Genomic DNA, 18,775 nt, shown 5'->3' on the forward strand with positions numbered 1-18,775 from the left:
GGGGGCCGCGTGAGCCGCCTGATCAGGCCGCCCAGCTCGGTCCTGCTCCTGGTGGGGCGCGAGGACTTCACCCCGCCGACCTCCTTCGGCGGGGCGCCCTGCGTGGCGACCCCCGACTGCCTCGCGGTCGCGGTGCGCGACGTCGACGACGGCCCGACCCTGGCCGAGCTCACCGACGATCCGCGGGCCACGGGCCTGCAGGACCTGATGACGCTCGGTGACGTCGAGCTCGAGTCGGAGGGGCTGCTGGTGCTGCGCGACGTCTACAGCCGCGAGTACGGCACGGTCGGGGTCGAGGTCGGCTCCGTCCGGGTGCGCGTGCTGGCCGACGACGACTTCGAGCCCGGCCACGTGGTGTTCCTGGTCGGCGCGACGCCACAGGGGTGAGCGGCCCCGACCTAGCATCGGGCGCATGAGCGACGTCACCGTGACCGACCAGTCCGAGCAGCAGCGCTACGTGGCCCACGTCGACGGCGTCGAGGCCGGGGCGGCGCAGTACGAGCTCGCCGAGGACCCGGCCCGCATCGTCTTCACCCACACGGCGGTCGGCGACGATTTCGAGGGCGAGGGGGTCGGCTCCGCGCTGGCGCGCACCGCCCTCGACGACGTGCGCGCGGCGGGGGAGCGCAGCGTCGTGGCCCGGTGCTCCTTCATCGCCGGCTGGATCGACAAGCACCCCGACTACCAGGACCTGCTGGCCGGCTGACGCCGCGAGATTCATCCACAGATTTCTCCACAGGTGGGGGATCACCTGTGCAGCCCCACCGGGGGCTCCTGCACAGATCGCGGCACCGGACCGGACCTCGACGGCGAACCTCGCCAGATGCTTGTGGGCGGCCCGGCCCGGTCCTAGGCTCGCCCGCAACCCGGGCCCGGCCGACCGGGTCGACAAGTCGTCGTGCCGTCGTGGACGGGGCCGGTGGAGGAGCAGCAGATGAGCGATGGTGGGATGTCCCCGGGGACCGGAGCAGGTCACGCCGGCGCCAGCGCACCCGAGGTGCCACCACTGGTCCGGGCCCCTGCCCAGCCGTCCGCCCCCGATCTCGGAGACGATCTGTCCGTGAGCGACCCCCTGCCCTTCGAGCGCCCGGCGCGCCGTGACGCCGGCACCCCGGCCCTCGGCCCCACCGGCCGGCCGATGCCGGACTTCCCCGAGCCCGGCCCCGTCGCCGAGCACGGCAAGGCCCGGGTCGTGGCGATGTGCAACCAGAAGGGCGGCGTCGGCAAGACGACCACCACCATCAACCTGGGCGCGTCGCTGGCCGAGTACGGCCGCAAGGTGCTGCTGGTCGACTTCGACCCGCAGGGCTCGCTGTCGGTCGGTCTCGGCCTCAACCCGCACGAGATGGACCTGTCGGTCTACAACCTGCTGATGGAGCGCGACGTCACCCTCGACGACGTCGTCGTGCCCTCCGGCGTGCCCGGCATGGACCTGCTGCCCTCCAACATCGACCTCTCGGCCGCCGAGGTGCAGCTGGTCCACGAGGTCGCCCGCGAGCAGACCCTGCAGCGCGTGCTCGCCCCGGCGCTCGACCAGTACGACGTCGTGCTCATCGACTGCCAGCCCTCGCTGGGCCTGCTCACCGTCAACGCGCTGACCGCCTCCCACGGCGTGGTCGTGCCCCTGGAGTGCGAGTACTTCGCGCTGCGCGGAGTGGCGCTGCTCAAGACGACCATCGACAAGGTCCGTGAGCGGCTCAACCCGGGCCTCGAGATCGACGGTGTGCTCGGCACCATGTTCGACGGTCGCACCCTGCACTCGCGCGAGGTCATGGACCGCCTGGTGCAGGCCTGGGGCGACAAGGTCTTCCACACCGTCATCCGCCGGACCGTGAAGTTCTCCGACTCCACCGTCGCCGGCGAGCCGATCACCAGCTACGCCTCGTCCTCCGCGGGCGCGGAGTCCTACCGGCAGCTGTCGCGGGAGGTGCTGGCCCGTTGGCTCGACGGGTGAGCATGCCGGCCGCCGACGACCTGTTCCGCCCCACGGCCCCGAAGCAGGCCGAGCGGCGGGAGGAGCCGCAGCCCGAGCAGGCCAAGCCTGCCCGGCGGTCCCGCCCTAGCGGGCGGGTGCGCCACGACGAGAAGATGACGGTCTACATCACCTCCGAGGAGCTGCTGGCCGTCGAGCAGGCGCGCCTGGCGCTGCGCAGCGCGCACGGCCTGGCCGTCGACCGCGGCCGGCTGGTGCGTGAGGCGCTGGCCATGACGCTGGCCGACTTCGATGCCCATGGCGAGGACAGTGCGCTGGTGCGCCGCCTCGCCGAGGAGTGAGCGGCACCATGAGCACCGGGGTGAGCACCGGGGTGGGCGCCGTCGAGACCGACGGTGACGCCGCGAGCCCCGCGTTCGCCGTGCACCTCGAGAACTTCGAGGGCCCCTTCGACCTGCTGCTCAACCTGATCGCCAAGCACAAGCTCGACATCACCGAGGTGTCGCTCTCGAAGGTCACCGACGAGTTCATCGCCCACGTCAAGGCGCTGCGCACTGCGCCGGCCACGGCGTCGTCGACCGGGCGCGACGCCGCCCTCGACCTGGAGCAGACCACGTCGTTCCTGCTGGTCGCCTCCACCCTGCTCGACCTCAAGGCGGCCCGGCTTCTGCCGCAGGGCGACGTCGAGGACGAGGAGGACCTGGCCCTGCTCGAGGCCCGTGACCTGCTCTTCGCCCGCCTGATCCAGTACCGCGCCTACAAGCTGGTCGCCGGCGTCGTCGAGCGCCGGCTGCTCGACGAGGCGCGCCGCTACCCCCGCGCCGTCGGCCTCGAGGACCGCTTCGCCGCGCTGCTGCCCGAGGTCCTCATCGGGATCGGCCTCGAGCAGTTCGCGGCGCTGGCCGCGAAGGCGATGGCGCCCAAGCCGGTCGTCGAGGTCTCGCTGCAGCACATCCACGCCGCCCGGGTCTCGGTGCGCGAGCAGGCCGCGATCGTGGTCGAGCGGCTGCGTCGCGCCGGCACCACCACCTTCGCCGCGCTGTGCCGCGACTCCCCGGACACCCTGACCACCGTGGCCCGCTTCCTCTCGCTGCTCGAGCTCTTCCGCGAGGGCGTCGTGGTCTTCGACCAGGTGACACCGCTGGGCGTGCTCACGCTGCGCTGGACCGGCGACGACGACGTCGACGCCGACACCCTGGTCACCGACGAGTTCGAGGGCGCCCCGCCCGCTCCCACCGACACCCCCGAGGAGGGCCTCGCGTGAGCGACCCCCTGATCGAGACCCCCCAGCCGCTGGCACTGCGCCCCGCGCTGGAGGCGGTGCTGATGGTCGCCGACCAGCCGCTCGACACCGTCACCCTGGCCACGGCCGTGGGGCACCCCGTCGAGGACGTCGTCGGCGCCCTGCAGACGCTCGCCGAGCAGTACGACGAGCAGGACCGCGGCTTCGAGCTGCGCCACGTGGCCGGCGGCTGGCGCTACTACACCCGCGAGGCATACGCCCCCGCGGTGGAGCGCTTCGTGCTCGAGGGCCAGCAGGCCCGGCTGACCCAAGCCGCGCTCGAGACGCTCGCGGTGGTGGCCTACCAGCAGCCGGTCTCCCGGGCCCGGGTCTCGGCGGTGCGTGGCGTCAACGTCGACGGCGTCATGCGCACCCTCCTGACGCGTGGCCTGGTCGAGGAGGTCGGTCAGGACGCCGGCACCGGGGCCCACCTCTACCGCACCACCGGCTACTTCCTCGAGCGGATCGGGATCAGCTCGCTCGACGAGCTTCCCGAGCTGGCGCCGTACCTGCCCGAGATGGCCGACCTCGAGGACGAGCTCGAGCGCGTGGGAGGGTTCACCGCAGCGCCCGACGACCACGTCGCCGCCCCGACCGAGGAGACCCCGTGACCCGCCCGCCGCACGACCGCCCCGCCCCGCTCGGCGAGGACGACGGTCGCGAGATCCCGCTCGACGACGACGGACAGGTCCGGCTGCAGAAGCTGCTGGCCCAGTCGGGCGTGGCCTCGCGGCGCAAGTGCGAGGAGCTGATGCTCGCCGGGCTCGTCGAGGTCGACGGCGAGGTGGTCACCAGGCTGGGCACCAAGGTCGACCCGCGCACCGCGGTGGTGCGCGTCGAGGGCCACCGGCTGCCGCCGATGAGCCCCCACGTCTACCTGGTGCTCAACAAGCCGCGCGGGGTGGTCTCGACGATGTCGGACCCCGAGGGTCGCCGCACCCTGGGCGACGTCGTGGCCGACCGGCCCGAGCGGCTCTTCCACGTCGGGCGGCTCGACACCGACACCTCCGGGCTGATCCTGCTCACCAACGACGGCGACTTCGCCCACCGCATGGCCCACCCGTCGTACGAGGTGGACAAGACCTACGTCGCCGAGGTCGAGGGCCAGGTGCACCGCGGCACCATCAAGAAGCTGCTGGCGGGGGTGGAGCTCGAGGACGGCCCGGTGACGGTGAGCCGCGCGCGGTTGGTCGAGGGCAGCCACGGCCGCACCGACCGTGAGCGCAGCATCGTCGAGCTGGTCATCCACGAGGGCCGCAACCGCATCGTGCGCCGCCTGCTCGACCACGTCGGTCACCCGGTGCTGCGACTGACCCGCACCGAGCTGGGCCCGGTGCGCCTGGGCGGCCTGCAGCCGGGCGAGATGCGCGAGCTGACCCGCACCGAGCTGGGCAGCCTGCTGGACCGCGCGCAGCTGTGAGCCCCCGGCCCCGATAGCCTGGGGCCTCGACAGGTTGGCTGGACGAGGCAGGACGAGGAGCAGACGTGGCGGTGCGAGCGGTCCGGGGCGCGACCCAGCTCGAGGAGGACACGCGCGAGCACATGCTCGAGCGGGTCGCGGAGATGGTGCTCGACGTGATGGCCTCCAACGGCCTCGAGGTCGACGACTTCATCTCGGTGATCTTCACCGCCACCTCCGACCTGGTCGCGGAGTTCCCGGCGTACGCCGCCCGGCGCCTCGGCTTCGGCGAGGTGCCGCTCATCTGTGCCCGTGAGCTCGAGATCGAGCGGTCGATGCCCCGCGTGGTGCGGATGATGGCGCACGTCGAGACCGACCTGCCGCGCGCCGAGATCACGCACAGCTACCTGCACGGCGCCGCGGCGCTGCGCAGCGACCTGACCCGCGTGCGCTCGGTGCCCGACACCGATGGCTGAGACCGGACGGCTCGTCGGCCCGGTCGAGGTCGTCGGCACCGGTCTGGTCGGCACGTCCGTGGCGCTGGCCTGCCGCCGCGCCGGACTCGAGGTGCTGCTCAGCGACCGCAGCGACGAGCACGTGCGCACCGCGAGCGGGCTGGGCGCCGGCCGCGCCCGCCGACCCGACGACCGGCCCCAGCTCGTGGTCGTCGCGGTGCCGCCCGACGCGCTCGGGCCCGTGATCACGGCGGCGCTCCAGGCCTCCGAGGCCGTCGTCACCGACGTCGGCAGCATCAAGGCACGACCGCTGGCGCACGTGCTCGCGGACCCCTCGGCGGCCGGGCACGCCGCTCGCTACGTCGGCAGCCACCCGATGGCCGGCAGCGAGCACTCCGGCCCGCTGGCCGCGACCGCGACCCTCTTCGAGGGCCGGCCCTGGGCGATCACCCCGCACCCGGGCGCCGACGTGGCCGCCGTCGAGCTGGTCGAGGACCTGGTGCGCGTCGTGGGCGCCGTGGTCGCGTGGCTGACCCCGGAGGAGCACGACCGGGCGGTCGCCCGGATCTCGCACGTGCCGCACCTGGTGTCCTCGCTGGTGGCCGCCCGGCTCGCCGGTGCCCCCGACAACCACCTCTCGCTGTCGGGGCAGGGCGTGCGCGACGTGACCCGGGTCGCCGCCGGCGACCCACGGCTCTACGGCCAGATCGTGTCCGGCAACGCCGCGGCCGTCGGCGAGCTACTCGTCGAGCTGCGCCGCGACCTCGACGCGATGATCGAGGCCATCGGCGCCGACCAGCGCGGCGACCTCGAGCAGCTGCTCGAGGTCGGCGTGGCCGGCACCCGCGCCATCCCGGGCAAGCACGGCGCGCCCGCGACGGCCACGGTCTCGGTCTTCGTCACCGTGCCCGACCACCCCGGCGAGCTGGCCCGGCTGCTGGCCGACGCGGTGGCCAGCGAGGTCAACGTCGAGGACATCCGCATCGACCACGACACCAGCCGACCCACCGGCCTGGTCGAGCTGGTCGTCGACGAGCGCAGCGGCGAGCGGCTCCTGGTGTCGCTGGAATCCCGCGGCTGGGTGACGCACCGGTAGGCTGCGGGCCCGTGATCACCAAGCCGACCGACCCCGACCCGACGCACGGGACCGGCATCGTGGTGGCCGTCGACGGCACCTCGGGCTCCGGCAAGTCCAGCACGTGCCGCGGCGTCGCCTCCCGACTGGGCCTGCGCTACCTCGACACCGGTGCGATGTACCGCGCGATGACCTGGTGGATGCTCGAGCACGGCGTCGACGTGCACGACGCCGAGGCCGTGGCCGCCCGTTGCGCCGAGCCCGTCATCGACTCCGGCACCGATCCCTCCGGTCCCACGATCCACGTCGACGGCTACGACGTGGGCGTCGCGATCCGCACCGAGCAGGTCACCGGCTCGGTCTCGCCCGTCTCCACCGTGCCTGCAGTGCGCACCCGGCTGGTCGAGCTGCAGCGCGCCGAGATCGCGACCGCCGCCGAGGGACGCGGCATCGTGGTCGAGGGCCGCGACATCGGCTCGGTCGTCGCCCCCGACGCGCCTGTCAAGCTCTACCTCACCGCCGACCCGGCGGCGCGTGCCGCCCGACGGGCCGCCGAGGAGGGTGGTTCCGACGTCGCCGCGGTGGAGAAGTCGCTGCGCGGTCGCGACGAGATCGACTCCGGGCGCGCGGTCTCGCCGCTGACGATGGTCGAGGGCGCCGTGCACCTCGACACCACGGCGTACACGCTCGAGGAGGTCGTGGACCTGGTCGTCGGCCTCGTCGAGGCGGTGGAGACCCCCGCGTGAGCGCCGCGCCGCCGCCGCGGCTGCGCACCACGCACGCCGACCTGCCCCGCACGACGGGGGAGCCGCACCCGCCGCGCTTCCTGCTGCACTCGCTGCGACCGCTGTCGCGCTGGCTGGTCAGGCGCCGCTACCGCGTCGAGGTGCTGGGCGTCGAGAACGTGCCGGCGAGCGGGCCCGTGGTGCTGGCGGCCAACCACACCGGGGTGATCGACGGGCCGTTGCTCGCGATCTTCTCGCCGCGCCCCGTGCACGCGCTGACCAAGCGCGAGATGTTCAGCGGGCGGCTCGGGCGCTTCCTGCACCTGTCGGGGCAGGTGCCGCTCGACCGGTTCCGCACCGACGTGGCCGCGGCGCGCAGCTGCCTGCGGGTGCTGCGCGACGACGGCGTGATCGGGATCTTCCCCGAGGGCCGGCGCGGGCCGGGCGACCTGCAGCGCTTCCACCGGGGGGCGGCCTACTTCGCCCTGGCCGCGGGTGCGACGGTGGTGCCGGTCTCCTTCTTCGGCACCCGCGAGCCGGGTGGGCGCAGCAGCTCGCTGCCGCGCCGGGGCGCGCCGATGCACGTCGTCTTCGGTCGACCCGTCACCATCGACGCAGTGGCCTTCCCGCGCACGAAGGAACAAGTGGAGACCACCTCGCAGTTGTTGTGGACGCACATGACGCGCGAGCTGGACGCTGCGCGGGCCCGTACGGGCCGCGAGCTGCCGGGCCCCCTGCCCACAGGAGACCTCGAACCCGACCCCGCCACCGGGGTCACCGATCTAGGAGCACCATGACCGAGCACGCCGACGGCATCCCCACCGAGGGGCCGCTCGTCGACGGCCCCCTGCCCGTCCTGGCCATCATCGGCCGGCCCAACGTGGGCAAGTCGACGCTGGTGAACCGCTTCATCGGCCGTCGCGAGGCGGTCGTCGAGGACGTCCCGGGCGTCACCCGCGACCGGGTGTCGTACGACGCGCACTGGAACGGGCGCGCCTTCACCGTCGTCGACACCGGCGGCTGGGACCCCGACGCGCGCGGCCTCGCCGAGCGGATCGCCGCCCAGGCCGAGATCGCGATCTCCCTGGCCGACGCGGTGCTCTTCGTGGTCGACGCGACCGTGGGCATCACCGACGCCGACGAGGCCGTGGTGCGGATCCTGCGCAAGGCCGGCAAGCCGGTCGTGCTGGCGGCCAACAAGGTCGACGACGAGCGCACCGAGGCCGAGGCGTACGGGCTGTGGAACCTGGGTCTCGGCGAGCCGTTCCCGGTCTCGGCGCTGCACGGACGAGGATCGGGCGACCTGCTCGACGCCGTGCTGGCCGCCCTGCCCGAGCCGCCGCCCGAGCGCGACGCCGAGGTGGGCGGGCCGCGGCGGATCGCGATCGTCGGCAAGCCCAACGTCGGCAAGTCCTCGCTGCTCAACCGGCTGGCGGGGGAGGAGCGGGTGGTCGTCGACAACGTCGCCGGCACCACCGTCGACCCGGTGGACGAGCTGGTCTCTCTGGGTGGGCGCGAGTGGCGCTTCATCGACACCGCAGGCATCCGCAAGCGGGTCAAGGAGGTCTCGGGCCACGAGTACTACGCCTCGCTGCGCACCTCGATCGCCATCGACCGCGCCGAGGTCGCCGTGCTGGTGCTCGACGGCGGGCTGTCGATCTCCGAGCAGGACGTGCGGATCCTCCAGACCGTCCGCGAGGCCGGCCGGGCGCTGGTCATCGCGTTCAACAAGTGGGACCTCGTCGACGAGGAGCGCCGCTACTACCTCGAGCGCGAGATCGAGCGCGAGCTCGTGCAGGTGCAGTGGGCCCCGCGCATCAACGTCACCGCCCGCACCGGCTGGCACGTCGACCGGCTCGTGCCGGCGCTCGACAAGGCGCTGGAGGGGTGGGAGACCCGGGTGTCGACCGGTGCGCTCAACGCGTTCCTGGGCCGCCTGGTCGCCGAGCACCCGCACCCGGTGCGCAGCGGCAAGCAGCCCAAGATCATGTTCGGCACCCAGCCCTCGACCGCGCCGCCGACCTTCGTCCTGTTCACCTCCGGCAAGCTCGACGACGGCTACGAGCGCTACATCGAGCGGCGCCTGCGCGAGGAGTTCGGCTTCGTCGGCACGCCCATCGTGATCAACCAGCGGGTGCGCGAGAAGCGCAAGCGCTGAGCCCCGGTCCCGCCCGGGGTGCCGATGTCGGACCTCGGGTGGGGCTGTTGTAGTGTTCACGCGTCGCGAGGCGCTGCTGTGCAGCGGATCGCGCAGTTCGGGCTGTGGCGCAGCTTGGTAGCGCACTTGACTGGGGGTCAAGGGGTCGCAGGTTCAAATCCTGTCAGCCCGACCGAAGTAACAGCAGGTCAGAGGCGGTTCCCGCGAAGAGCGGGGACCGCCTCTTCCTCATTCTCACCCCCTTGTGCGTGCACTGTGCGTGCACGGACCCGCCGAGCCGGCACCAGCGAGGCCGCTGCGTTGGCCGCCTCGTGCTCGGTGGACTCGAGCAGGTGGCTGTAGATGTCGGCCGTCACGGACACGCTCGAGTGGCCCAGTCGCTTCGAGACGACGGCCAGGGGAGTGCCGGCCGCGAGCTGTAGCGACGCCTGCTGGTGGCGCAGCCCGTGGAACGTCATCGGCGGGAGCCCGGCGCCGGCCCGGAGCCGGTCGAAGAGCCGGGTCACGTACTGCAGCTTGAGCGGGCGTCCGTCCTCCATGGTGAACACTCGGCCGCTGTCGGCGTACGCCGCCGCCCACGCGGCGCTCTCTGCGCCCTGGGCGATCTGCCAGGCCACCAGGGCCCCGATCGCCCGGTCATCCAGTGCCACGCGGCGGCGGCCGGCGTCCGTCTTCGTGGTGTCGCGGCGCACGCGCAGCTCACGGCGGGCCAGGTCGACGTCGGTCCAGGCGAGGGCCACGAGCTCGGCGCGACGCAGGCCCGTGAAGACGGCGACCTCGAAGAGCGCGCCGAGGCGGTGCTCGGCGGCGTGGTCGAGGAAGGCGCCGACCTGCTCGGCTTCCCAGGGCGTGAAGTCCTTGCCGCCGGCTGCCGGCAGCTCGAGGAGTCGCGCAGGGGTCTCGTCGATGATCTCGTCACGCACGGCTGAGGTGAGGCAGCCCTGGATGACGGCGACGATCCTGCGCACCGTCACCGCACCGCGGCCGGCGGCCGTCAGGTCGTCGATGAAGGCCTGCACGTGGCCGCGGCGGATGTCGCGCAGGCGCATGCTCCCGAGTCGCGACGGCGTGATGTCCTGCTCGGCGTACCGGCGGTAGTTCTCGAGCGTCGTGGGGGCCAGGGGCTTGCCACCCTTGGCGCCGACCCGGGACCGGCGCTCCAGCCACTTCTCGAGGTACTCGGCGAGGGTGTCGCGGTTCGGTGCCAGCCACTTGCCCTGGTCGAGCTTCACCGCGGCGGCGTTGCGGGCTTGCTGGGCCTCGCGCTTCGTCGGGTAGGTGCCGCCGTTGACCTGGCGGCGCTTCTTCGTCATCGGGTCGAAGCCGGCGGAGAGCCGGAAGGACCAGCGCCCGTGCTTCGGGTCCTCGAGCATCGACGGGCAGGCACGTGCACGCTGGGCGTCGGTCGCCTGGTCAGGCAGCGTGCCGTACGTCTTGCCGGCGTCGTCTCGACAGCCGCAGCGGCGGAACATAGTGCTCACAAGTCGTCCTCTCTGGCCGGGACCAAGTTCTGCTCGCGGCAGTTGTCGAGCCATCGGTAGGCGGTGGGTCTGCTCATGTGCACCCGGGCGGCGGTACGGTTCACGACGCCCGCTGAGTCCTGCATGAGCTCTTCGAGGTAGATGCGGGCGAAGGTACGGAGGTCCTCCTCGGTGGCGGACCGGGCGCCCCGCCCGCGGGACTGCTGCTCCAGGTCGCTGCTGGCTCCCTCGACAGCCTCCAGCCACTCGCGGAGGTTCAACGCGGCAGCGCCTTCCTCCGCAAGTTCGAGGGCCGCCGTCGGATCGCCCCTGGCGTCGTAGAGCGGACCAGTGTGGGATCGCAGCCACACGGCCTCATCAGCTGTCGACTCGAGTTCCTCGGCTAGCTTCGCGACCTTCTCGAGGACGGCGCGCGCGATCGCGGGCAGACGCAGCGACCGCAGGTGCCGGCTGGTGACCTCGCGATGGTCGTCGATGCGGATCGCGAAGACTGCCGGCCGGTCTGGACCGAGCATGCGGACCTTCACTTCGATGTCGTGCTCGAGGTTGGCGCCGCGGACGGTGAACCAAGAGTCCATGCCAGATATCGACGCGGGCACCTCGACCTCGTAGCTGCTCTCCATGCAGCCGGACGCTACGCCGCGTTCCCAGAAAACGCAACACAATGTGCACATCGGGCCGGACTGTCTCAAACTGTGCACTTGAGACGAGACGGGAAAACGTGCACCGGGCGTCGCATTTCACGCCGCGGCGGGTCAGGGTTGGCGCTATGACCACAGCGATGGAGGGCCTCCTGGCCGAGGTGCGGCGCGCCAGGGAGCTGACAACGGGACCGACCGCACGCGAGATCCGCCGGGCAGCGGGCCTCACCCAAGAGCGCCTCGCTGCCGCGCTCGGGGTAGACCGCACCACGCTGGCCCGATGGGAGGCGGGCACCTCACGCCCGCGTCCCGCCGAGCTGGCTACTTGGGTCGACCTGCTCGATGCCCTTCGACAGGAGGTCGCGTGATGTCCAACCTGGCACTCGCCGGTGAAGCCGGGCACGTCCCCACCCGGGGGCTCGCCGACCACGCGGTCAGTGACGAAATGGCGTGGGGGCCTCCCACAGAACTTGCCGGCAAGCTGACGGTCTCAATCCCTGAGGCCGGCCGGTACCTCGGGATAGGTCGCGGTGCCGCCTACGCCGCGGCCCGACGCGGCGAGCTGCCGACGCTACGGCTCGGCCAGCGGCTCGTCGTCCCCGTGCCCAAGCTCCTCGAGCTCGTCGGCTTCGACCCCGACCAGCCGCACGATCCGCCGAAGCCAGCTGCCTGACTCACGCCCCCCGCGGCCGGCGTCCTCGACCTTGCGGCCGACCACGGACAGCACGACGGGCGCCGCCACCCCGCGGCGCCCGCCCACCCGATCCGAACCCCTCCAGCACGAGGAGCTCCGCAACCATCATGCCCGCCAAGGTCAGAACCAGTCCATCACCACGAGTCGCCAGCACCATCCGTCTCGACCTCACCACGACCGACGAGCAGACCGCCGCCCACCAGGCCGCCGAGCTCGCCCAAGCCTGGCCAGGGACCCGGGTCGAGATCATCGTCGGCGACCAGCCGCTCGCCTCTTGGTTCAGAGTGCTGCAGCTACTCGCAGATTCCGCCGCGCGGGCCCGCCTGGCACTCGACGTAGTGGGGACACCCGGCGCCACCACCAGCTGGACGTGCGAGCTTCGCACCCTGATCACCGCACGCGTCGCATGAGTACGCCCGCCCGCCGACGCATCCGCGAACTCGAGCAGCAGCTCGCCGAGGCGCGCGCCCAGTACTACGGGCCCGCCGACACCCAGCAGCGCACCGCCCAGCTCGCCGCTCGCCTGCTCCAAGACGCCTGGTCGGAGGCCTGGGCCGCCACATGGATGCGCCGGGCGCTGCTCTTCGAGTGGGCTGCCCCCCGCGAGACCGACTACACCGGACGCGCCACCGAGGCCGAGCTCGACGCGCGCGCTGCTCGCACGATCAGCGCCGCCGTCGCCTGCCGCAGCCGCGCCACCGGTGCAGACGGGGCCGCCACCTGGCACCTGGCCGCAGCCACCGCATCGCTGACCATCACCCCCGACGAGCAGCACCGCCTCGACCAGGCCCACCAGCGCCTCGAGGACGAGCAGGGACGAGGCACCGCAGCGTGACCCATACCGACGCCATGCCCACCTGGGACGACATTCCGATGGCAGCCGAGCCTCCCGACGCCGAAGGCAGCATCCCCGACGACGTGCGCGCCCAGCTCGACGCCGAAGCTGAGGAGTCCGACCGCCAGTCCTGGCTCCAGACGCAGATCGCCAGAAAGGCCGACGACCTCCGCATCCTCGAGGCCGCACGCGCCCGGGTGCAGGCAGAGAAGGCCACCGACACCAACTTCGCCGACCTCTACCTCGACCGCCTCGCCCTCGACACCCTCGAGACCCCCGAGCCCCTCATCGAGCGCGTCATCCCCAGACACTCCTACGGCATCCTCCGCGGCCGCGACCAGTCGCTGAAGAGCTTCGTCGCGATCGACTGGGCTTGCTCCCTGGCCACCGGCAAGACCTGGCAGGGCCACGACACCCCCGACCCCGTCCGCGTGCTCTACATCGCCGGGGAGGGCGCCCACGGGCTCCGCTCCCGCATCGACGCCTGGGAGTACGCCTGGCAGCGCAGCGTCCCCGCCAACATGCTCACCGTCCGCGCCACCGCCCTCAACCTCCACCAGCCCGGCCCCGCCTTCCCCCACCTCCTCGAGCACGTCACCGAAGGCGGCTACGGCCTGGTCATCGTCGACACCCTGCGCCGCGTCTCCGGCGCCGCCGACGGCAACAGCAGCGAGATGGGCCTGGTCATCGACAACCTCGACAAGATCAAGCAGGCCACCGACCGCGGCAGCGTCCTCACCGTCGCCCACACCGACAAGGGCGACCACGACACCCGCGGCTACTCCGGCATCGAAGACGACGCCGACTTCGTCTGGTCCGCCAAGCGCGACGACATGACCCTCGCCCTCGAGCTCACCAAGATGAAAGACGGAGCAGACGGCCGCATCCTCCACCTCACCGCCACCCGCACCCTCGGCTCCCTCACCCTCAGCCACAGCACCCGCGGCACCACCCCCACCGTCAGCAACGAGCACCAGCTCACCGTCCTCGACGCCCTGCGCTACACCTTCCGCGACGGCGCCCGACCCGCCGACCTCCGCGAAGCCACCGGCATGGCCAAAGCCACCCTCGCCCGCGCACTCGCCGCCCTCGAAGACCTCGGCCAGATCACCAACACCGGCACCAAGAAGGCCGGCTACTGGGAAATCCCACCCATCGCCAAAGACGGATCACCCACCCCAGAACCCAGTGAGACACCGACCCCGGAGGACCACCATGAATGAGACGCCCCGTCTCACCCCGTCTCAACACCCCACCCCCCCTCTGACCTGCGGTGTCTCACACCGTCTCAACCCGTCTCAACCGTCGTCTCACTACCGTCTCACCCGTCTCACGACCCTTAGGAGTGAGACGGTGAGACACCGAGACGAGACACCCTCACGAGACACCCCCAACACCACCACTCGAGGCGCGGTCCGTGAGGGGGCGTCGACCTCGCGATTTGCAGGCTCCCCGCACGCGTGGTCGAGCCAGGCTGAAGGACAGCGATGGGGCGCCGGGCGGGCGGGCGTGGCGAGCTCGAGCCGGTGCACGCACGCTGCACGCACGTGGCCTGTCGGCGCAGGTCAGGTGGGTGGCCTCTTGATGCCGAGAGAGGGGCGCGCCGCCAGCGTGGCCGGGTGGTCGCGATGATGTCGGGGGAGTCGACCCCGTCGATGCCTGGACCGCGGGTGCGCTCGGGCGACCAGTGGCCGCGGCACCGGGCACGTGCGCGGCAGGCGCGGCAGCGACGCGCAGCGGTGGCTCGCGAGGCGACCCGTGCTCGCCGGCGGGCCCAGCGGATGGCGGGTGGTCGGTGATGACCGGTTCACGGCGGAAGGCGCCGCACTGTCCAGCCTGTCGGGTGGCGTCGGACCTGGCCGAGCACCGGGAGGCGGCCGCTGTCGAGTGGTCTGCGCGGCGAAGCACGCTCAGCTTCGCGATCGTGCTCGCCCGGTGGGCGTGCCCGGCGTACCAGCCGGCGGGAGCGACGAGCGCTGCGTCAGGTGAGGCGGCTGTCGAAGGCGCAGGAGTCGACGCCCATGCGGAGCAGGTGGGCGTGCTCGACGCAGAGCGGGGTCTCGAGGATCAGGGTGCGGTTGCCCTCGGGGACGCCGACGAGGAGCGGCAGCCGCACGGTGGCGGCGCCGATGACGTCCGCGACGTCGAGGCAGGTCGCGATCGAGCAGGGCGTGCCTTCGAGGTCGGGGTTGAGGGACTGGCTCATGCCTCGAGTGTGGCAGTCGCTGGGGGTGGTGTCGGTGGCTGAGGAGTGGGTGCCCGCGTTCCCCGGTCAGCGGCCGCCGTTCGCGCCGGGCAACACCCTGTCGCCGACGACGCACGGCGCGTACTCGCCCCGGAAGGTGGAGCCGCTGGCCCGGGAGTTCGTCGAGCTGCTGCTCGCCGACGAGCACACGCCGGCGCACGTGAAGGCTGCGGCGTATCGCGCCGAGCTGTGGGCGCTCGGTCGGGCTGAGGCGCAGGTGCAGCTGCTGAGCGAGTACCTGGCTGCCCGGGCTGAGGCTGCCGGCGACGGGATCGGGGACCTGACCAGTGAGTCGGTGCGCTCGGCGTACCTGCTGCTGCATCGGGCGGAGTCGCGGGCGGCGTCGTCGAGGTCGCGGCTGGGGCTGACGCCGGTCAGTGCTGCGCGGCTGGGGAAGCACGTGGCGCAGGGTGCTGCGGCGCAGGCCGATGTGGCGACGGCGATGGCGATGCTGCACCGCCTCGAGCAGGAGGGGCGGCTGCCGGCCGGGGCGTCGGGTGATGGCGGCTCGGCGTCCGTGGGTGCGGTCAGTGTTGAGGCGACGGAGCTGGAGGGAGAGGGCGATGGGTGATCTGACGTTGGAGCAGCTCGATGCTGCGAGGCGTGACCCGGTGGTGTTCTCGCGGGTGATCTTGGGGGAGCCACTGTGGGATCACCAGCTCGAGGTGGCGACGTCGCAGGCGCGGTACCGGGTGCTGTGCGCTGGCCGCCGTGCGGGCAAGACGCGGGTGTTCGGGGTGCTGGCGTTGCACCGGATGTTCGCGGTGCCGGGGTCGCGGGTGCTGCTGGTGTCGGCGGGTCGTACGTCGGTGGTCCGGACGCACAAGGAGATCGCGGGCATGGCTCGGGGGCCGGTGTCGGGGACGTCGATCGAGGACGACCAGGTGATGACGTTGACGCTGTCGAATGGGTCGGTGCTGGAGTCGGTGACGCAGTCGGTGAACGCGGTTCGTTCGGCGGACGTGGACCTGCTGATCATCGACGAGGCGGGGTTCGTGGAGCAGTCGGTGTGGGAGTCGGCGGAGCCCACGATCGGTGCGCGTCCGGGGTCGCGGGTGTTGGTGGCGTCGTCGCCGTGGCGTGGGCCGGGGCATTTCTTCCACGATCTGTGGCGGCAGGGGATGGAGGCGCCGGATGCGGAGGTGTCGTCGTGGCATTGGCCTTCGACGGTGTCGCCGTTCGTGGATGCGCACTGGTTGGAGGGGGTGCGGGAGCGCAACGCGCCTGACTATTTCGCCCGGGAGTACCTGGCGGAGTGGACGGGGGCGACCGGGTCGTACTTCGACTCGGATGAGATTGACGCCGTGACGGTCGACGAGCCGCTGCTGGACCCGGGGGAGCCGGGGGCGTTGGCGGGGGTGGGGTCGGTGTCGGGTGGCGTGGACTGGGGCATGCAGCGTGACGCGCACGCCTTGGTGGTGGTGGCTGCTCTGCCGGAGCCTGATGAGCGGGGTCGGACGCGGTACGCGGTGCGGTTCATCGAGGAGCGGTACCGGACGAGCTACGAGGCGTGGATCGAGCGGTTGGTCGAGCTCGGGGGTCGGGGCGGGTTCGCGTTCGCTCGGCTGTGTTCGGAGACCAACGGCGTGGGGCAGATGTCGACGCAGGTGCTGGCGCGGCGGCTGTGGGAGGACACGGGGCGTGACGTGGTGGAGCCGTTGTCGACGACGGCGAAGCTGAAGCAGGACCTGTTTGGGTTCGCACGTCTGCTGATCCAGCAGAAGCGGCTGCTGTTGCCGCGGCATCCGAGCCTGCTGCAGCAGTTGCGGGCGTTGGAGTTCGAGACGACGGACTCGGGGGTGATGCGGATCGCCGTGCCGGACCGGATCGGGCATGACGACGTGGCCATGGCCTTCGCGATGGCGCTGCAGCCGCTGATGGCCGGAGAGCTGGTGCCCGTGCCCGAGGCACGGGTCGTGACCATGGAGGACATCCTCGAGGACGACCTGACGACCGGTCTCGAGGCGTACCAGCAGTTCCGGGACTCGCATCTCGACAGCCAGATGTTCGGGTTCCCGTCGCTGACGGACTGGCGGCTGCCGTGATGTGGGCAGGCTCAGCCGAGTTGCTTGGCTACCGCGCTGATGCCGGTGGTGATCGCGGACGCTCCTTCGCTGCCCATGCCGCCGAGGAAGCCGGCGACCAGGAGGTGTGCGGACGACCACCAGCGCTTGGCGGTGGGCTGGTCGCCTTCCGCGGAGGCGCGACCTCCTTCCATCACCATCGCCCCTCCGAGTTCGAGGACGACGGCGCGGACGCTCTCGGCGCCGTAGGTGTCGAGAGCCTCGAGGAGGAACCGGGCGCGGTCGATGAGAGCTCGCAGGTAGCTGCGGGCGCTGGGGGGCATGGTCTGGGACGCCTCGAGGAGTTCAGCGGCCTCGTCCAGGACGTCGCTCAATGCGCGGCGGTCGGCCTCTGTGATGTCGAGCGAACGCCCCTGGGCGTCGATGAGGAGAGCGAGCGCCTTGAGCATCTTTCGGTGCTCGGGCGGGCAGATGGCTCGCTCCGTGGCGTGAGTGCTGCCCCAGGGGGTGCTCGCCATCCCGACGCCGGCATACCAGTGCGGTACGGATGGCACGAAGATGTCGACGGGGTCGCCTTGTGCGGCCATGTCGCGGATCGCGTCGTCGACGTTGCGCACCAGCGTGAGCGCCTCGATGTGTTCGCGCCAGGCGTCGATGTCGTGGGCGTTGTCGAAGCCGAAGGCAGTCTGAGCCTTGTGGTTCGGGGGAACGGCGTAGCTGTCGATGAGTTCGACGAGCAGGGTAGCGGCGTTGGAGGACATCGGGGCTCCGTCTCGGGGTGGTCGCGTTGAGCGCAACGCTAGGGGTGGCCGGGGGCTCTGTGTCGGCGAATCGTCAGGCCTGGCCGACTGGTGGGGTGCCGGCGGAGGCTGTGGCGGGGTGGCTGGACCTGCAGCGCGCGATTCGGCGACTGGGGCGGCAGGTGCCGTGTGTGGAGGACCCGGGGGCGTGGTCGGCGTCGCGGAAGTCGGCGGCGGAGGCTGCGCGGCAGGACGAGGCGCGGGAGGCGTGCGGTTGGTGTCCGGTGCTGGAGCTGTGTCGGTCGTACGCCGTGGCTGCTCGTGAGCCGGTCGGGGTGTGGGGCGGGTTGAACGAGCAGGAGCGGCGGGAGGTGGGTCGGTGACTGCGGCGATGGCGTGGGTGCGGGAGGCGACGGCGGCTGGTGCGTTGCTGGTGCCGGCGGATGCGCCGTGGACGCAGGCGGCTGTGGTCCAGCTGGGCCAGTGGGAACGGCTCGGGCTGGCCGGTCGCTGCGAGCACCTCGAGGACGGGCCCGAGGTTGAGGGCCGGCTGGTGCTCGTCGATGGCGATGGGTGCCCGACGGTGGGGCTGGTGCCGACTGGTGGGGCGCAGTCGTTCGTGCTGCAGTGCCCGGCCTGTCATCCGGGGGGCCTGCCGGTGGGGTGCCAGGTGTGTGGGCGGGCGTTGGCGCCGAAGGTGCGGCTGGTGGTGGCGCGGCCGTTGCCGGGCAGTCCGCTGGTGCTGACGGGTCGGGTGTGCGTGGACTGTCGGCGCGGATGGACGGACGGTGCCCGGTGAGCGCGTACGAACGGCGCCCGTACCTCCCCGCCGTGGTCGGTCCGCGGGCCTGTCTTGTGATCCGTCGGCAGGTCGGCGAGCTGCTGGAGCGCCACGCCGCGGCCATGGCTGCGAGCCCGGTCGAGACGAACCGCGAGGCGGCCGACGAGCTGGTCCGCGCATTGGCCTCGATGCGGGAGGCCGAGCTGCAGTGGCGGGCTCGTGTGCGCGGCGCCGGTTCCGATAGCGGAACAACGGAACTTCCGCCGGTCGACGCCGGGGCAGAGTCAGCGATGTCTCCTCCTGTGGT

25 protein-coding genes and 1 tRNA gene are annotated in these 18,775 nt (G+C 72.1%); 22 read left to right on the forward strand and 4 right to left on the reverse strand.

All coding sequences use genetic code 11. The features are described 5' to 3' along the window. Positions 1–9: 9 nt before the first annotated feature. From QWJ41_RS14725 to QWJ41_RS14785, 13 genes are all read left to right on the forward strand, one after another. Positions 10–387, forward strand: coding sequence for a hypothetical protein (locus tag QWJ41_RS14725; RefSeq protein WP_302709162.1), 378 nt, complete (start codon positions 10–12; stop codon positions 385–387). A 25-nt stretch (positions 388–412) separates the two neighbouring features. After that, positions 413–706: a GNAT family N-acetyltransferase gene (locus tag QWJ41_RS14730; protein WP_302709163.1), complete on the forward strand. Its 294-nt coding sequence runs from the start codon at positions 413–415 to the stop codon at positions 704–706. Between the two features lie 348 nt (positions 707–1,054). Then, complete coding sequence (locus QWJ41_RS14735) at positions 1,055–1,954, forward strand: ParA family protein (RefSeq protein ID WP_439117335.1); 900 nt, start codon at positions 1,055–1,057, stop codon at positions 1,952–1,954. Positions 1,955–1,956: 2 nt separating this feature from the next. After that, positions 1,957–2,274 carry a hypothetical protein gene (locus tag QWJ41_RS14740; RefSeq protein WP_439117336.1) on the forward strand — a complete coding sequence of 106 codons (318 nt, stop codon included), beginning with the start codon at positions 1,957–1,959 and terminating at the stop codon, positions 2,272–2,274. Positions 2,275–2,282: 8 nt separating this feature from the next. Next, positions 2,283–3,197 carry a segregation and condensation protein A gene (locus QWJ41_RS14745; protein WP_302709165.1) on the forward strand — a complete coding sequence of 305 codons (915 nt, stop codon included), beginning with the start codon at positions 2,283–2,285 and terminating at the stop codon, positions 3,195–3,197. Beyond that, the gene (gene scpB, locus QWJ41_RS14750; RefSeq protein WP_302709166.1) at positions 3,194–3,826 is read left to right on the forward strand and encodes an SMC-Scp complex subunit ScpB; all 633 of its coding nucleotides are present in this window, start codon (positions 3,194–3,196) and stop codon (positions 3,824–3,826) included. The genes QWJ41_RS14745 and scpB overlap by 4 nt, the downstream gene beginning before the upstream one ends. Positions 3,827–3,879: 53 nt before the next feature. Further along, positions 3,880–4,635 (forward strand): pseudouridine synthase, encoded by a 756-nt coding sequence (locus QWJ41_RS14755; protein WP_302709252.1) that lies wholly within the window; start codon positions 3,880–3,882, stop codon positions 4,633–4,635. 65 nt (positions 4,636–4,700) lie between these two features. Then, positions 4,701–5,090 carry a chorismate mutase gene (aroH, locus tag QWJ41_RS14760; protein ID WP_302709167.1) on the forward strand — a complete coding sequence of 130 codons (390 nt, stop codon included), beginning with the start codon at positions 4,701–4,703 and terminating at the stop codon, positions 5,088–5,090. Then, positions 5,083–6,165 carry a prephenate dehydrogenase gene (locus tag QWJ41_RS14765; RefSeq protein WP_302709168.1) on the forward strand — a complete coding sequence of 361 codons (1,083 nt, stop codon included), beginning with the start codon at positions 5,083–5,085 and terminating at the stop codon, positions 6,163–6,165. The genes aroH and QWJ41_RS14765 overlap by 8 nt, the downstream gene beginning before the upstream one ends. 11 nt (positions 6,166–6,176) lie before the next feature. Beyond that, entirely contained in the window at positions 6,177–6,890 is a 714-nt protein-coding gene (gene cmk, locus QWJ41_RS14770; protein WP_302709169.1) for a (d)CMP kinase, read from the forward strand. Then, positions 6,887–7,666, forward strand: coding sequence for a lysophospholipid acyltransferase family protein (locus tag QWJ41_RS14775; protein WP_302709170.1), 780 nt, complete (start codon positions 6,887–6,889; stop codon positions 7,664–7,666). The genes cmk and QWJ41_RS14775 overlap by 4 nt, the downstream gene beginning before the upstream one ends. Further along, positions 7,663–9,027, forward strand: coding sequence for a ribosome biogenesis GTPase Der (gene der / locus QWJ41_RS14780; protein WP_302709171.1), 1,365 nt, complete (start codon positions 7,663–7,665; stop codon positions 9,025–9,027). The genes QWJ41_RS14775 and der overlap by 4 nt, the downstream gene beginning before the upstream one ends. Before the next feature lie 98 nt (positions 9,028–9,125). After that, positions 9,126–9,199: transfer RNA gene (locus QWJ41_RS14785), tRNA-Pro, on the forward strand. Positions 9,200–9,215: 16 nt separating this feature from the next. Here QWJ41_RS14785 and QWJ41_RS14790 read toward each other — a convergent pair. Beyond that, on the reverse strand, positions 9,216–10,499 hold the full coding sequence (locus tag QWJ41_RS14790; protein ID WP_302709253.1) for a tyrosine-type recombinase/integrase: 1,284 nt from the start codon (positions 10,497–10,499) through the stop codon (positions 9,216–9,218). 5 nt (positions 10,500–10,504) lie between these two features. Then, complete coding sequence (locus QWJ41_RS14795) at positions 10,505–11,131, reverse strand: hypothetical protein (protein WP_302709172.1); 627 nt, start codon at positions 11,129–11,131, stop codon at positions 10,505–10,507. A 146-nt stretch (positions 11,132–11,277) separates the two neighbouring features. Here QWJ41_RS14795 and QWJ41_RS14800 point away from each other — a divergent pair, with 146 nt between their 5' ends. From QWJ41_RS14800 to QWJ41_RS14820, 5 genes are all read left to right on the forward strand, one after another. After that, positions 11,278–11,517 (forward strand): helix-turn-helix domain-containing protein, encoded by a 240-nt coding sequence (locus QWJ41_RS14800; protein WP_302709173.1) that lies wholly within the window; start codon positions 11,278–11,280, stop codon positions 11,515–11,517. Then, positions 11,514–11,822 carry a helix-turn-helix domain-containing protein gene (locus tag QWJ41_RS14805; protein ID WP_302709174.1) on the forward strand — a complete coding sequence of 103 codons (309 nt, stop codon included), beginning with the start codon at positions 11,514–11,516 and terminating at the stop codon, positions 11,820–11,822. The genes QWJ41_RS14800 and QWJ41_RS14805 overlap by 4 nt, the downstream gene beginning before the upstream one ends. A gap of 128 nt (positions 11,823–11,950) precedes the next feature. Next, the gene (locus QWJ41_RS14810; RefSeq protein WP_302709175.1) at positions 11,951–12,253 is read left to right on the forward strand and encodes a hypothetical protein; all 303 of its coding nucleotides are present in this window, start codon (positions 11,951–11,953) and stop codon (positions 12,251–12,253) included. After that, a complete protein-coding gene (locus QWJ41_RS14815) occupies positions 12,250–12,678 on the forward strand; it encodes a hypothetical protein (RefSeq protein WP_302709176.1) in 429 nt (142 codons plus the stop codon). Before QWJ41_RS14810 ends, QWJ41_RS14815 begins: the two co-directional genes overlap by 4 nt. Before the next feature lie 38 nt (positions 12,679–12,716). Then, positions 12,717–13,901: an AAA family ATPase gene (locus tag QWJ41_RS14820; RefSeq protein WP_302709177.1), complete on the forward strand. Its 1,185-nt coding sequence runs from the start codon at positions 12,717–12,719 to the stop codon at positions 13,899–13,901. 758 nt (positions 13,902–14,659) lie between these two features. On the opposite strand, the gene QWJ41_RS14825 is transcribed toward QWJ41_RS14820, so the two are convergent. Beyond that, positions 14,660–14,884, reverse strand: coding sequence for a hypothetical protein (locus QWJ41_RS14825; RefSeq protein ID WP_302709178.1), 225 nt, complete (start codon positions 14,882–14,884; stop codon positions 14,660–14,662). On the opposite strand from QWJ41_RS14825, the gene QWJ41_RS14830 reads away from it, so the two are divergent. Both QWJ41_RS14830 and QWJ41_RS14835 read left to right on the forward strand, forming a co-directional pair. Beyond that, positions 14,883–15,494, forward strand: coding sequence for a hypothetical protein (locus tag QWJ41_RS14830; protein ID WP_302709179.1), 612 nt, complete (start codon positions 14,883–14,885; stop codon positions 15,492–15,494). The two genes, QWJ41_RS14825 and QWJ41_RS14830, sit on opposite strands and share 2 nt — an antisense overlap. Then, positions 15,487–16,968 (forward strand): terminase large subunit domain-containing protein, encoded by a 1,482-nt coding sequence (locus tag QWJ41_RS14835; RefSeq protein ID WP_302709180.1) that lies wholly within the window; start codon positions 15,487–15,489, stop codon positions 16,966–16,968. Before QWJ41_RS14830 ends, QWJ41_RS14835 begins: the two co-directional genes overlap by 8 nt. Positions 16,969–16,979: 11 nt before the next feature. On the opposite strand, the gene QWJ41_RS14840 is transcribed toward QWJ41_RS14835, so the two are convergent. Then, positions 16,980–17,708, reverse strand: a complete 729-nt coding sequence (locus QWJ41_RS14840; protein ID WP_302709181.1) for a hypothetical protein — start codon at positions 17,706–17,708, stop codon at positions 16,980–16,982. A 170-nt stretch (positions 17,709–17,878) separates the two neighbouring features. Here QWJ41_RS14840 and QWJ41_RS14845 point away from each other — a divergent pair, with 170 nt between their 5' ends. Both QWJ41_RS14845 and QWJ41_RS14850 read left to right on the forward strand, forming a co-directional pair. Beyond that, positions 17,879–18,070 carry a WhiB family transcriptional regulator gene (locus QWJ41_RS14845; RefSeq protein ID WP_302709182.1) on the forward strand — a complete coding sequence of 64 codons (192 nt, stop codon included), beginning with the start codon at positions 17,879–17,881 and terminating at the stop codon, positions 18,068–18,070. After that, complete coding sequence (locus QWJ41_RS14850; protein WP_302709183.1) at positions 18,067–18,486, forward strand: hypothetical protein; 420 nt, start codon at positions 18,067–18,069, stop codon at positions 18,484–18,486. Before QWJ41_RS14845 ends, QWJ41_RS14850 begins: the two co-directional genes overlap by 4 nt. The last annotated feature ends 289 nt before the right edge of the window (positions 18,487–18,775 follow it).

Origin of the sequence: Nocardioides cremeus (assembly GCF_030518195.1) — a bacterium.
In the GTDB taxonomy this organism is placed as follows: Bacteria; Actinomycetota; Actinomycetes; order Propionibacteriales; family Nocardioidaceae; genus Nocardioides; species Nocardioides cremeus.

Excerpts from the sequence above, each read along its gene's own strand:
- QWJ41_RS14730 (WP_302709163.1), top strand. The coding sequence starts at position 413 with ATGAGCGACGTCACCGTGACCGACCAGTCCGAGCAGCAGCGCTACGTG.
- QWJ41_RS14740 (WP_439117336.1), top strand. The coding sequence starts at position 1,957 with ATGCCGGCCGCCGACGACCTGTTCCGCCCCACGGCCCCGAAGCAGGCC.
- QWJ41_RS14745 (WP_302709165.1), top strand. The coding sequence starts at position 2,283 with ATGAGCACCGGGGTGAGCACCGGGGTGGGCGCCGTCGAGACCGACGGT.
- QWJ41_RS14765 (WP_302709168.1), top strand. The coding sequence starts at position 5,083 with ATGGCTGAGACCGGACGGCTCGTCGGCCCGGTCGAGGTCGTCGGCACC.
- der (WP_302709171.1), top strand. The coding sequence starts at position 7,663 with ATGACCGAGCACGCCGACGGCATCCCCACCGAGGGGCCGCTCGTCGAC.
- QWJ41_RS14790 (WP_302709253.1), bottom strand. The coding sequence starts at position 10,499 with ATGTTCCGCCGCTGCGGCTGTCGAGACGACGCCGGCAAGACGTACGGC.
- QWJ41_RS14795 (WP_302709172.1), bottom strand. The coding sequence starts at position 11,131 with ATGGAGAGCAGCTACGAGGTCGAGGTGCCCGCGTCGATATCTGGCATG.
- QWJ41_RS14800 (WP_302709173.1), top strand. The coding sequence starts at position 11,278 with ATGACCACAGCGATGGAGGGCCTCCTGGCCGAGGTGCGGCGCGCCAGG.
- QWJ41_RS14810 (WP_302709175.1), top strand. The coding sequence starts at position 11,951 with ATGCCCGCCAAGGTCAGAACCAGTCCATCACCACGAGTCGCCAGCACC.
- QWJ41_RS14815 (WP_302709176.1), top strand. The coding sequence starts at position 12,250 with ATGAGTACGCCCGCCCGCCGACGCATCCGCGAACTCGAGCAGCAGCTC.
- QWJ41_RS14820 (WP_302709177.1), top strand. The coding sequence starts at position 12,717 with ATGGCAGCCGAGCCTCCCGACGCCGAAGGCAGCATCCCCGACGACGTG.
- QWJ41_RS14830 (WP_302709179.1), top strand. The coding sequence starts at position 14,883 with ATGCCTCGAGTGTGGCAGTCGCTGGGGGTGGTGTCGGTGGCTGAGGAG.
- QWJ41_RS14825 (WP_302709178.1), bottom strand. The coding sequence starts at position 14,884 with ATGAGCCAGTCCCTCAACCCCGACCTCGAAGGCACGCCCTGCTCGATC.
- QWJ41_RS14835 (WP_302709180.1), top strand. The coding sequence starts at position 15,487 with ATGGGTGATCTGACGTTGGAGCAGCTCGATGCTGCGAGGCGTGACCCG.
- QWJ41_RS14840 (WP_302709181.1), bottom strand. The coding sequence starts at position 17,708 with ATGTCCTCCAACGCCGCTACCCTGCTCGTCGAACTCATCGACAGCTAC.